Annotated in this window: 12 protein-coding genes; all 12 read right to left on the reverse strand. The window is 24.2% G+C overall.

All coding sequences use genetic code 11. The features are described from left to right. Positions 1-73: 73 nt before the first annotated feature. Positions 74-370: a hypothetical protein gene (locus tag DQN46_RS06460; protein ID WP_111743430.1), complete on the reverse strand. Its 297-nt coding sequence runs from the start codon at positions 368-370 to the stop codon at positions 74-76. Between the two features lie 13 nt (positions 371-383). After that, positions 384-881: a hypothetical protein gene (locus tag DQN46_RS06465; protein ID WP_111743431.1), complete on the reverse strand. Its 498-nt coding sequence runs from the start codon at positions 879-881 to the stop codon at positions 384-386. Between the two features lie 376 nt (positions 882-1,257). Then, positions 1,258-3,111, reverse strand: a complete 1,854-nt coding sequence (locus tag DQN46_RS06470; protein ID WP_111743432.1) for an ATP-dependent helicase — start codon at positions 3,109-3,111, stop codon at positions 1,258-1,260. Positions 3,112-3,192: 81 nt separating this feature from the next. Next, on the reverse strand, positions 3,193-3,984 hold the full coding sequence (locus DQN46_RS06475) for a hypothetical protein (protein ID WP_111743433.1): 792 nt from the start codon (positions 3,982-3,984) through the stop codon (positions 3,193-3,195). 12 nt (positions 3,985-3,996) lie between these two features. Next, positions 3,997-5,115 carry a phage tail tip lysozyme gene (locus DQN46_RS06480; RefSeq protein WP_111743434.1) on the reverse strand — a complete coding sequence of 373 codons (1,119 nt, stop codon included), beginning with the start codon at positions 5,113-5,115 and terminating at the stop codon, positions 3,997-3,999. A gap of 817 nt (positions 5,116-5,932) precedes the next feature. Continuing rightward, positions 5,933-6,292, reverse strand: coding sequence for a helix-turn-helix transcriptional regulator (locus DQN46_RS06495; RefSeq protein ID WP_111743437.1), 360 nt, complete (start codon positions 6,290-6,292; stop codon positions 5,933-5,935). Between the two features lie 14 nt (positions 6,293-6,306). Then, on the reverse strand, positions 6,307-6,651 hold the full coding sequence (locus tag DQN46_RS06500; protein ID WP_111743438.1) for a helix-turn-helix domain-containing protein: 345 nt from the start codon (positions 6,649-6,651) through the stop codon (positions 6,307-6,309). Between the two features lie 36 nt (positions 6,652-6,687). Next, positions 6,688-8,688: a CD3337/EF1877 family mobilome membrane protein gene (locus DQN46_RS06505; protein ID WP_111743439.1), complete on the reverse strand. Its 2,001-nt coding sequence runs from the start codon at positions 8,686-8,688 to the stop codon at positions 6,688-6,690. Between the two features lie 59 nt (positions 8,689-8,747). After that, entirely contained in the window at positions 8,748-9,119 is a 372-nt protein-coding gene (locus DQN46_RS06510) for a hypothetical protein (RefSeq protein WP_111743440.1), read from the reverse strand. 256 nt (positions 9,120-9,375) lie between these two features. Next, positions 9,376-9,591 (reverse strand): hypothetical protein, encoded by a 216-nt coding sequence (locus tag DQN46_RS06520; protein ID WP_111743442.1) that lies wholly within the window; start codon positions 9,589-9,591, stop codon positions 9,376-9,378. 1 nt (position 9,592) lies between these two features. Beyond that, positions 9,593-10,981 (reverse strand): FtsK/SpoIIIE domain-containing protein, encoded by a 1,389-nt coding sequence (locus DQN46_RS06525; protein WP_111743443.1) that lies wholly within the window; start codon positions 10,979-10,981, stop codon positions 9,593-9,595. 2 nt (positions 10,982-10,983) lie between these two features. Continuing rightward, on the reverse strand, positions 10,984-13,473 hold the full coding sequence (locus DQN46_RS06530) for an ATP-binding protein (RefSeq protein ID WP_111743444.1): 2,490 nt from the start codon (positions 13,471-13,473) through the stop codon (positions 10,984-10,986). Positions 13,474-13,493 lie beyond the last annotated feature (20 nt).

Consider the following 13,493-nt stretch of genomic DNA (forward strand, 5'->3'; position numbering starts at 1 on the left):
TTTCGTGTTTAAATTAAAAAAAAGGATAAGGCTTTTATACCTTATCCCTTATAAGCCTACTATATCTATTATTTTATTCATAAAATGAAAGTCTATAATCTCTTATTGCTTCTCTTACTTTATTTAAACTATTCTCAATATATAAAATTTCTTGATAAATTATTTCACCATCTACTTTTGAAACACTCAACACTTTATTTTCTTTATAATAATTATCGTTTATTTCTAAAATATAATCAAATGGAGTATTTTTTAATCGACCCTCAAACTGTAAATTTCCGTATCTATCACTTAACACTAATACATTTCCTTTATCTTCTACAACTAACGCTATAAAATCAATATCTTTTATTTTATCAAATAATTTCATTAAACTTACACCTCTATTCATCTTCTAATTCTATTTCTAATTGTTTATATAAGTTATAATCTTCTGTATATAATCTATCATTAAAATCTATTTCTACTTTTCCTGTTGCTAACAAGTTTTGATTAATTTGTTCTTGTTCTTTATAACTTAAATTACTATAATCAATTATACTATCAAAATAACATACACCTTTATAATAAAATTCATAATCTGAATCTCTATAATTTGCACCTTGCATAACTGAATCTATAAAATCTTTATATTTACTATCTGTAATCTTTTCTACAAAACTATTGTAATAATCTAATGCTTCATCTTCTGCTGTTTCTAACAAATACATATAAAAATCTTCGTCATAATCTTCATCTGACAATATATATTGCTCTTCCTCAAATGTAGATAAACTAGGATTTAATAACATACTCAAATCATAATATATACCTCTAAAATTTGCACCCTCTATCTCTACTTCTTTTTTATAACCTCTACGTTTAAATTTTAATACTAACATTGTTTTTCTCCTTATTTATTTTATAATATTGACAAGTTAGAAAAAATAATTTAAAATTAGGTTATTCAATTATTTTTTAATTGAATCCTTTGAACTAGAAGAATTAGCTTGTAATTGGTAGTTGCTTAGCTGATTCTTCTTTTTATTTTATCTTAACTCTTAATACTATTATAACGTAATTACGTTGTTTTGTCAACTATTTTTTTATATATAAAATAAAAAAACCTCATTTTTAAATGAAGTTTCTTTATTAAATACCCTTATAAATTATTGATAATATTATAAGTAATAGATTCAAAATTTACATAAATATCAAACAATAAAATACCGTATTTGTTTTCTATTTTACTACTAAAATATTTAATTGTCAATTATATTAAACATTTTCCTGAATTTCTTTTAATTCCTTTATAAAAATATTATCTGCACTTCCTAATACAAACAATCTTTCTTTCGCTCTTGTCATTGCTACATATAATAATCTTCGTTCTTCTTCTATCACTTGTATTCCTGCAAGGTCATTTTTATCTAATTTTTCATAATTAGCTTTATTTAACATAGGGTATTTTTCATGAAGATTCACTACAAATACATTTTTATATTCTAATCCTTTGCTTGCGTGCATTGTCATTATTTGTACTTTATCTGTTTTTCCTGTATCTTTAAAATATTGAATATAATCTAAATATTCATTTAAAGTCATATAACCATTTTTTTCATAATATCTATTTGCTTCTCTTATAAATTCTTGTAAGTAATGATATTCTGATAATATTACTTCGTCAAAAAATTCTTCAACAACTTTTTCTATAATTATTACAAATGATTTTTCCATATTATAATCTTTAAACTTTTCTATAAAACTTTCTATTTTAGAACTATACCTTTTTAAATCAGCATATTTCTCATGATTTTTCATTATATGATAATAACTTTTTATATTTTCCTCTACAGAAATTTCTTCAATTTTATTATAAAACTGTTCTCCTAATCCTAATTTCATATTTTTTATTATTCTACTTAAAGAAATATTATCTGTATCTGTAATTAAAAATTTTAATACTGCCATTAAATCTTTTATAATTTTTCTCTTTAATAATGGAAATTCTCCAACCATTGTATATCCTATATCATTTTTTACAAATTTCAATTTTAAATCTGATAAATAATCAAAATCTCTATTTCTTATTAATATTGCTATATCATTTTTATTTGAACCCAATTTTTGTATTTGATCAAATAAAAATTCTATTTGATTTTCTTTAGAACTTATTTCTTGTATATCTGGCAAGACACCTATTTTATCAGATTTCAATGTTTTATCAATCCTATTTTTATTTTGCTTAATAAAACCATCTGCTAAATTTAATATTTGTTGTGTCGACCTATAATTTCTTTCTAATTTTATAACTCTACAATCAGGATATTCTGATTGAAAATCTCTAAAATATTTTGAGTTACTTCCTCGCCAACCATATATTGCTTGGTCTTCATCTCCTACTATCAATACTTTATTTTTATTTTTTAATAATTTAATTAGTTTATATTGCTCTTTATTTACATCTTGATATTCATCTACAAATATATAATCAAATGCTGAACTTACTTCTTTTCTTATTTCTGGATAACGTTCTAATAATACTATTACTAAATTTACTAAATCATCTAATTCTATATATCCATTGGCAAATACTTCTAATACATAAGCGTGATACAATTCTTTAAATAATTCTTCATATTCTTTATTTGAACTTTCTATATATCTATTATTTTTCTTTGCATTAAAATCTATAAGTAATCCTTTAATAGTTTTATTAAACTCATTAACTCTATTATACATTTCATTATACTTTATTATTTTATCTAATATTTTTTCTCTGCCCTCATCTTCTAATATTTTTAAACTTTTATAACCTAATAATTGGTAATTGTCATCTTTATCTAATATACTTTTTGCCAACTGATGAAATGTATTTACTACTACTCCTGAATGATTAGTACATAATGAATTATTTACACGTTCTCTTATTTCTCTTACTGCTTTATTTGTAAATGTAACTGCCAATATATTATATGGTATTACCCTTTGTTCTTTTATCAAATATATTATTTTCTTAACTATTGTATTTGTCTTACCTGTTCCTGCACCTGCTACAAGCATTATTTCATTATCATTACTTAATACTGCTTCTAACTGCTCATTGTTCAAACTCTCCAAATATTTATACACTTTTCCTACCTCTTATCCTTTTTATCACTAATAAAAAATAGAGTAGAATTAATCTACTCTAAATTAATATATATTCAAAATTTAATGTTTATGCAATCCACCAAATAATACATCAAACATTTGTTCTAATTGTTCATTTTCTTTAAATAATTTATCTAATTCTTTTTTCTTTTCTTCTTTTATCTTTGTTTGTTTACTAATTTCTGATATTACTTCTTCTTTAGCTTTCTTATATCTCGCTACACTTTCAGTTTTTCCTTGTTTATTATATTCTTCTATTTTTTCATCTGTAAATTTTAATAATTCTTCTTGTTCTTTTAATGTTTTTTCTGCTGATTTTATAGCACCTTGATTAGATATAATATGATGTGATAATTTTTCATGTTCATTAAATTTATCTTTTGTAGCTTTTGTTAAATCATATTTTTTTGCTTCTTGTAAATTTAATTCTACTTCTCGTTTATCTTTACTATCTCGATTATTTTCCATTATTACCTTGAAATTATCATCTACTAATAAATCAGCTTCTAATACTAACATATGTTCATCATTTTGAAATTGATTCAGTTCTTTTTTTTCATTTTTAAACATTATATAATATTTAAAATCACTACTATAATCTGTTTCACTTTTTGCGAACACTAACATTATTTTCTTATTATCTCTATCATTAATTATCCTATATGGTAAAAATTGTAATCCTTTATTATCTTTTTCATATTTTTCTTGTGCAGGTGTGTATTGCACTTTATTTTGTTGTTGTGATTCTTCTTTTCCTTTGTTATAAAATTTATAAAAAGTAAAAACTGATAATACCACAAATAATATCAACAATAATAATGTTTTTTTATTCTTCTTTATAAAATCTTTCATTTTTCTATACTCCTATTTATATTGTCTATAAAATGCTTCTGCAAAACGTAACCTTTCAGCTAATGCTACAACTCCTGCTCTTTCAAAATATCTTTCAAATAATTCTGTTGCTTCTGATACATCACGAATATTTTTAAAATCTTCAAAAGACTTCGAGCCAAACTGAATATTTTTCATTTCCTCTATAGTAAAATTAAGTTGTGCTGTTAAACTTGCTACGTCTAAATTATTTTCTTTAGACCAATTTTCTAATTTTGTTCTTCTTTCAAAACTCCATTGTGCAAGTCCAAAACCTATTCCATTTCCTATTTCTGTTATTGCAGGATTCATTCCACTTTCACGTTGAAAATTACCCATTATTCCAGCTGTTGCTTCTGCACTAAAACCTTGCTTTTTAAAGAAATTCCAAACTTTCTCTGCATTATCACTACCTACTAACTCTGTATCAATTCCATTAACTCCATTACAATTTTTATTACTTGAACTTTCTACATGAGTTTCTAATTTATCACTTACTCTTATTATATCTCCATTATTTAATACTTCCTTACCTAAATATGGCGAACTATCTTTTGTAGCCAAACTAGGTGGATTTTCCTGTACCTCAAAATGAACATGATATACTGTTGTCGCTCCAGTATTACCTAAAATTCCTATCTGGTCACCTTTTTTTACTTGATCACCTTGTTTTACTGTAGCTTCTCTTAAATGTCCATAATAAGCATGTTTACCATTTCCCATATCTATTAGTACATAATTTCCACCTATACCAGTATAGGCTACTGCTTCTACTGTTCCATCTGATATTGTATGTACACCTACTTTTTCAGAACTAAAATCTCTAAAATTAGTAGGCTGTACATCTATTCCTGTATGCCCTATACTTCCGTATAAAGTTCCTATATTTTGTCTTGCCCAAGCTGTCAAACCGAATCCCTGCAATACCACATAATCCTCTGCGAAAATATGCCCACCTGCATTTATTGAACTTCCGTTACAATCTTTGTTATTTGTCATTGCTCCACCTATTGCAAATATTAAAACTACAGGCAATAATAAGAACAAAATAAAAAAAGGTAAACAACCTAACGCTACCTTTCTTCCTGCTTTATTCTTTTTTTCATCTTCCATTTTATCAACTCCTTTTCAATTTATGTTATAATATCTCTTACAAGGAGGTATTACTATGTTAACCACTATAAAAGAAATTCTTAACACCAAAACCAATAATATTTTTCATAAATACATATATTTCAGTGCTATACTTTCAATATTTCTTTATTTTAATTTACTAAAAATTGATTTAAGTTATTTAAAAAATTATTATGTTATAAATTTTATAAATGAAAATCATTATAAAATAATTGAACTTTACCTTTTTTCTCTCAAATTACTAGGAATATTATTTTTATTTCATATACTAAAATATAAGATATATCCTATAATCTATATTTTCTATAAAGGTTCATTACATAACAATAATTCCATAGATGAACTAATTTATTTCTTTAGTAATTTAACTTCAAACATATTCTTTATTACATATCCTCTTTATAAAGTAAAAATACTTAATTTTAATTTTGATATTATACAAATACTAAATAATCTTTCTTTTAATTTAGGAAGTATCTTTCTTTTTACAGGATTATCTATTTTATTAATTAATATTTGTATATATCTAATCAGCATATTTTTACCTAATAAAAAATAATAATAACTTATATATAATTATCGCAATTAACACATAAAAAAAATAAGGAAAGTAATAATAATTTATAATTATACTTTCTTTTTTTACTTTAATCATTGTTTTATTTTCTAACTTTTCTAATTCTTTTATCTTAAAATTCACTTTATCCTTTACCCTTATATAATAAAAATACAACAATGGAAACAACACTATTAATATCACAATAAACATATATACTACCTCACTTTTAATTTTGCTTTATTTTAAGAAATCCAATTTACTTAATTCTTTATTTAATTCTTCAATAGAACAATTTATATTCATCACTAAATAATTTATCTTTTCAACATCTATTTTTACAAAATCTTTCACATAATTTATTGATTTATCATTAATAGGTAAAAACATTTGTTCAAAATCTACAGCTAATACTAAAGTTATTTTTTCTACTATACTAAGAGTAGGTGGAGTTAAACCTCCCTCATAATTTTGTATTGTTCTAAATGAAACACCTACTTTTTTTGCTAATTCTTTTTGTGTTAAGCCTAATTCTTTTCTTTTATTTCTCAAATTTCTTCTAAAATTTTGAGACATTTGACTATCAATTTCTTTAAACATAATACATCACCTATCTACCTTAAACTTCTCATTTCTTCTTTTATTTCTTCTACAGCATTATTTATAAGCAATAATAAAGAATCTATTTTATTTAATGTATCTATTGACTTTTTTCTACTATTCAATTCATTTATACCTAACATTCTATTTAAACTTATATTTAAAGCTATAGAAATTGATTCCATAACTGCAGAGGTAGGTATAGTTTTTTTATTTTCATAATTTTGTATAGTTCTGACAGAAACTCCAACAATAGAAGCCAATTCTTTTTGAGATAAACTTAACTCTACGCGTCTTTTTTTCATATTTTCACTAAAATTGTTAAGTAAAGCTGTGTAATTATATACTTGTTTTCCCATATTAAAACCCACTTTCTAAAAACAGGATAACTATTTCTAGCTATCCTGTTTTTTTATTTCTGTTGCTTCTCTTGATAATTTTTCACTAAATTCAGCTTGTGATGTACGAACTGAATTATTAACCTCATTTTTTATACTATTTCTTTGTTCTGTTCTATGATTAATCTGTTCAGATGAATTATTAACTTGTCTATTACTTACATCAACTTGACTATTAGACAAATCACCATTTCCTGAATAATCAAATTGATTATTAAATCTTTCTTTATTAATATTACTTTCTAAAGAACTATTATTATAACGACTAAAATTATCTGAACTTCTTTCTAAATTATCATTTCTCATAAAATTACTTTCTGAACGCTCTAAACTATTTGAACTATTACTTAAATAATCAGATTGACTTGTTCTATAATTATCATAATCATAATTATTTCCTCTTGTCATATTTAAACTTTGATTATATTCTGTTTGTGGTGTGCGAACTGAATCGTTTATAACTTCTTTATTCATTATTCTTTGTTCTTCATCTAAAACAGGCTGATTATTTAAAGAATTACCATTTACATTATTCTGATTATTACTTGTAACTTCTTGTGGTGTACGTTCTACTTCTTCATAATTATAACGTTCTCGAACTTGTAGTGAATCTAGATTTTCTTCTGGTGCTTTATTTTCTTGATATGAATTTCCTTGTTTATTCATATCTTGATTTTCGCCACTCGATCCGCTGTTAAATATCGAACCATTAAATCTAGGTTTTTTCATCATTCCGTTAAGTGTTGACATTCCTATATTTCCTACTCCACCTGCTGAAAGAGTTGCTAAAATCTGTTTTCTATTCTTCCACATTGCCACTAAAGATACTACAAGTAATATTGTTGATGTTGTATATATAGTTACTGGCGAAGCATTTGAACTCTCCATTATTTTTCTAGTTAAATTCATCACTAATGATACCAATAATATTACTAACCCCAACATTGCCTTTATTGCATATAAACCAAATAAATTTTTAAATACACTTATATAACTCATTCTCATAAATGGTAAATAAGAAGCTAATAATGTAAATGGTACTATTAATATATAAAAAAGTATCTGTATCTGAATTATAAAATTAAAAAACGCTATTACATTAAAAGGTAACATCAATATTAAATTCATAATTACAGATAAAAAAGATACTGTAAGTTTATGAGTAACTACTTCATCTGAAATATAATAATTTTGTTTATCACTTAATTTATCATCTAACTTTTTCTTATCAGCAAATTCATATTTTTCTAAATACTCTTGTTCCTTTTCATTATCTCTTTTTACTAACAAACTATCAATCCTACTTTTTCCATCTACACCTTTGAAATTAGGATTACTATTTACTTTTTCTTTATCTAACTCATTAAAATTTAAAAGTAAAAATGGTTGTTCTACTGCTTGCTTAAAAAACTTCTCCCTTAATACATCTTTACCATCTAATTTTTCATCACTTCCTAATAATTTATCTCCACTCGTCGCTATAGTCGACTGAACATCATTAGAAAACTCATTAGCACTATTAATTATACTGCTTGCATTAGTAATCCATAAAGTACATATCCCAATTAAAAGTACTAATTGAAACATATCTTTTACTCCTCGATGTGCAGATACCATATAACGCATACCTGCGACTACCGCACCAATAAAAAATAAAAGTACTCCATATTTACCAAATACATTATTGTATATAGTTGAAGATGTATCACCTAATAAATTTACAATACTATTTAATGCATCACTATCGTACAACATTTTTAAGAAAAAATCTGTAATACTCGCAACTACTTTAGCTATACTAAAAAAGAAATTAGCTAAATAATTCATCATTACAGAAGTATTTGCCCAAGTCCAATTACTATCATGCATATAACTTTTATATTGTTCTAAACTATTATATTTATCATCAATACTTGAAGCATATACTACACTTATTGTAGAAAAAACAAATAATAATAAACTTATCATTATATATATTATCTTCCTCTTTTTCGTCATTTCTAACTCCTTTCATAAATAAAAAAAGATAACATTTTTTGTTATCTTTCTTTAATAATTTATTTAATATTTATCTCTTCATAAACAGGTTTAGATACAATTTCAGAAATTCGCTTATTCCAACCAGAACCAAACTCATCAACTTTACCATCTGTATCTCTTATAAAGTAAAATTCATAATTCTCACCTTTTTTTTCTTGAATAGCATATAATGTCTTTTTTCCTTGAACCGCACCTGCATTTACATCTACATTTTCATAAACCTTAATATTAACATTTTCTCTTTTGATTTGTTTAGATTCATCAACACCTTTATTTTCATAACTTATAACTTTATTTATATCACTATCATATTTTTTACTTGAACTTGAACAACCTACTATACTAATACTTAATATAATAGTTGCTAATATCATTAACAATTTTTTCATTATAAAAACACTCCTAATCTTTTTATAATGCCATTATATCAATTATTAATGATATTTTCAAGTCTATACATTTTTATTTAAATGTTCCTTTATCCATATTATATAAAATACTAAAGTTAAAGCTAATACTAATAAAAATAATAAATTTATTAATTCTACATTATATATATTATTAATTCTTTTTATTTCTAATACTGCACATATTAAAAATAAAAAATAACATATACTTACTAAATACAATTTTAAATTTTTCATATTATCTACCTTTATATTTTCGATATTTTTTAAAAATACTAAAAACTAATAAAATATAAATAAAAAACATTACTAATAATAAAACAAATAATAATGATAATCCTATTCCATTTCCTGCAATATCATATACTATTTTTATTCTTGATATTCCTACCATTGTTGATAAAATATAAAATAAAGTTATTATTGTCAAAGCTATTTTTCCATCTTTACTCACTTTACAACCCTCTTTCTTGTATCAATTCCATTATTTCCTGACCTACTAAATCACCATTTACTATATATGGTGATAAAAATACTTTAGGTCTATCAACCATTTCTTTTATTTGATAATATCCCGTTCCTTTTAATCCTATTTCTTTATATGCTGTATTTGTTTCGCCAAATATCATTTTATATCCGTCATTTGACAAACTTCCTAACGCTATCCTTAATCCTAATTGATCTCTTACTTTTCCGTCGAGAACATCAGTATCAGGTCTTTGTGTTGCAAAAATTACAAATACTCCTGCTTGTCGACCTTTTACAACAATGTTAGTAAGTTTTGACATTACTTCTTTTTTTTCTTTATTATCTAATACAGAAACAAAAGCTAATAATTCATCAAATATTAAAAAATATGGTTTAATTCCATAAGCTACATAATCCTCACCAAAATTATCTCCTGTAGATAACATTTCTTTATATCTATTATCCATTTCTAAAGTTACATCATCTAATAAATTTATTACATCTTCTTTTTCATATACTACTAAATTCTTTTTAGATACATAACCTAATTTTGTTAAATCGGATATTTTAGGGTCGATTATATTTAAATAATAACCTTTTTTTAATATTTCTTTTATCAAATAAAATATTAAATAAGATTTCCCTGTTCCTGTTCCACCAACTATTAAAGCGTGAGGACTTTTTCTAAACTCCCATATTACACTTTTCATTAATTTTAATTTATTATCTTCTACATTATCATCACTAAAATTTAATCTATCTTTTAATGAAAATTTAGATAATGTATATATTATAAATTCATCTATTACTTGTTTATCTTTCAATTCTATTTTAAATGTATATTCTAATTTTGTTTCTAACTCTAAAAATTCTTTTTGAAATTTTGAACCATCTAATCTAATATATATTTGAATTTCATTTTTATTTTGCTTTATGTAAAACTTCGGAAAATATAAATCTTTGTAACTTTCCCTGCTTTTCACCAAACCTTTTACATTAAAAATATCTTCTAATCCTTTGCTTACACTTGTATTAGACACTAATTGAGGTTTTATAAAATATCCTGACGTGAATATTAATTCAGCTAGCTTTTGAATATTTCTTACTCGCTCTAATAAATTATTCAACAAAATGTAAGATACTAATATTACTGGTACTGATATTCCTATTGTTAATAACAATATTTTCAACCAATCTTCTTTTAAATTAGATATATCTATATAGTAATTATAAATCACTACAGATAATACCAGCAGGAAAATTATTGTTATTAATTCTCCTACTGTTCTTTGATATATCTTTTCATCATTTTTATCTATTTTATATGCTAAAGGTCTTTTAAAATATTTTATAAATAATTTTTCTTTCTTATTCATAACTAAGCATACCTTTCTTCTGCATAAGCTACTTCTGATTTTTCTACAGTTTTAAATGCTTGTGTCCACTCACTAAATAATGAATGTACGCTTAATTTTGCTACTCGACCGTATATATCTTTAAATAAACATTGACCTTTTACCATATTTGATAAAATATCCATATTTACACTGTTATTTTCTAATCCTAAATGTTCTAATATGTGTACTCTTTCTTGTTCTTCGTCAAATGCAAATATACTACCATAGTTACCTGCTATATTATTTTCATCTTTAATATCAAATACTGATTGAGTAATAAATACTAAAGCATTATTCATACTTCTTCCTATACGTTCTAACGATTTTTTAGTTGCTCGTCCTATTTTACTTGTATTAAATGCCCATGCCTCATCTACATAAATTATTGTTTCTTCATCTGGATTACTTCCAAATAAAGACATAAATTTTCCTAATACTTGCATTACTACTAAACTTTTTTCTTGTGAATCCGTATATGTATCTTTACTATCTTTAGCATCTGGTAAATCTAAACCATATACTTGTAATATTGTACTTTTATTATTTAATGATAATGTATTATTACTACCATCAAAGAATAATAATTTTAACATTCCATTTTGTGTTTTTTCGTATAAATTGTCTCCTGCTTCAACTATTTCTACATCTTCATTTTCTTGCAATTCTTTTATAATATGCAAACTTCCAACTGTTTCACCTTGTTGTTTTAAATCTACTATTTTTCTAATTGCTTTTAAAAGTGCTGTTTCTATCTTTCTATCATTTGTTAAGTCTACCACTTCATCAAACATTGCTTTTGTTAATTCTACTGCTTCTGCACCATCTAAAAATGTTACTGGGTCTAAAATTCCCCAATTTTCTTTTTTAGTATAATCTATTGTTAAATATTTTATACTGCTTAAAAGTTTTGCAAATAACGGATATAATCTATTATTTTCTTCACTTTCAGTTATTCTACTAAACCACTTTTGCATTTCACTTTTTGGGTCAAAATACAATGTTTTTACATCTAACATTAAACTTTGAATATATATTAATTTCGCTAAAAATGATTTTCCTTTTCCTGTTTTTCCTGTAATTGCTATATGTGGTGAATCTGTTTTTGTTCCTGCAATACCTTTATTTGCTATCATAGGGTGAAATAACACTATATCCCTCGAAGCATGAATATTATCTTCTAATAATTTTGCCGATTTTGTAAATCTATCAATTCTTCCAAGATAAAATCCTATTTCCATTCCTAAACTTTGACCTACTCCAAATAATACTTCCGATAGTGCTTCTGTTGTAGTTGTTTGAATCCAATTTCTATACATTCCAAGTTCGCTACCTTGTAATAAAAGATAAAATAATTGTAATTGATCCGCAACTGGAGCTATTACATTTATTTTTTGTCTTTTTAATTCTTTTTTCACAAGTCGAACTTGTCTTAATAATTCTTCTTTTCTAGTATTCGATAATGTTATCACTAATAACCATTCAACAAAATTTTTAGATTGTGAATGTTCATTATCTATCCTATCCATTAAAAAATTATTTCTCATACTTTCATCTTTTAATTTTTCATTACTCATAAATTCTTCTTTTACTTCATGAGCCTTTGAACGTATTTTATGTGATAATTTCATATCAAAAGTAGTTTTATCTACAGGCTTAAATTTTAAATCAACTTCTACAGGGTAACCTTGCGATTGTAAATTTTCAAAAATATGTAAATTATTCATTAAATAATCTGTACTTTCTAACACTAAATAACTTTTATAAATGGTTGTATCTTCTGTATCAATTTTTATAAGTCTTTTTTCTGTAGTATCTAATTCTGCATTTGCTATTTGATTACTACCTCTCAAAATACTTTCTTCATCTACATTATGATACACATTACCTAAAAAGTTATATCTTATTAAATAATTCAATTCATCTTCTGTACATCTTCTTATATCAAGTACCCTTAAACTATTAAATACACTTGCTTCTGCTTGTGTAAATTTATAAAAATACTCGTCTGTTACTTCTATTTCAAACCCTAATGAACTTGCTAATTTATCAGTAACACCACTTACAGCATTTTTAACTGTATCTTTTATATCTTCCATTTCTGAATATATTCTATCTATCCTTACTCCGATATAAAATTCATATTTTGTTATTTGTCCTAATTCTCTTTCTAAAAGATTAATAGCTTCTTTTCCATAATATTCAGCTACATCTTTATATCTAACATCATAATCATTAGCCAAAATATTAAGTCTTTCATCTAAATTCATATTTTTAGGTAACATTTTTAAATGAATATCCTTAAATTTTATTACATCATCTAACAAACTTGTAAATCTACTTTTATATTCTTGTTTTTCATTTGTATTTGCCCTTGAAATTATTTCAGGACTTATTTTATAATATGAATATATACTACCTGACTTTGTCAATAGTATATTTTGATATGTCCTTTTTAAAGGAAATTTAAACATTTATTTTCTCCTCTCTTTTG

Source organism: Gemella morbillorum (assembly GCF_900476045.1).
Taxonomy (GTDB): domain Bacteria; phylum Bacillota; class Bacilli; order Staphylococcales; family Gemellaceae; genus Gemella; species Gemella morbillorum.

Excerpts from the sequence above, each read along its gene's own strand:
- DQN46_RS06465 (WP_111743431.1), bottom strand. The coding sequence starts at position 881 with ATGTTAGTATTAAAATTTAAACGTAGAGGTTATAAAAAAGAAGTAGAG.
- DQN46_RS06460 (WP_111743430.1), bottom strand. The coding sequence starts at position 370 with ATGAAATTATTTGATAAAATAAAAGATATTGATTTTATAGCGTTAGTT.
- DQN46_RS06475 (WP_111743433.1), bottom strand. The coding sequence starts at position 3,984 with ATGAAAGATTTTATAAAGAAGAATAAAAAAACATTATTATTGTTGATA.
- DQN46_RS06525 (WP_111743443.1), bottom strand. The coding sequence starts at position 10,981 with ATGAATAAGAAAGAAAAATTATTTATAAAATATTTTAAAAGACCTTTA.
- DQN46_RS06510 (WP_111743440.1), bottom strand. The coding sequence starts at position 9,119 with ATGAAAAAATTGTTAATGATATTAGCAACTATTATATTAAGTATTAGT.
- DQN46_RS06495 (WP_111743437.1), bottom strand. The coding sequence starts at position 6,292 with ATGTTTAAAGAAATTGATAGTCAAATGTCTCAAAATTTTAGAAGAAAT.
- DQN46_RS06530 (WP_111743444.1), bottom strand. The coding sequence starts at position 13,473 with ATGTTTAAATTTCCTTTAAAAAGGACATATCAAAATATACTATTGACA.
- DQN46_RS06500 (WP_111743438.1), bottom strand. The coding sequence starts at position 6,651 with ATGGGAAAACAAGTATATAATTACACAGCTTTACTTAACAATTTTAGT.
- DQN46_RS06505 (WP_111743439.1), bottom strand. The coding sequence starts at position 8,688 with ATGACGAAAAAGAGGAAGATAATATATATAATGATAAGTTTATTATTA.
- DQN46_RS06480 (WP_111743434.1), bottom strand. The coding sequence starts at position 5,115 with ATGGAAGATGAAAAAAAGAATAAAGCAGGAAGAAAGGTAGCGTTAGGT.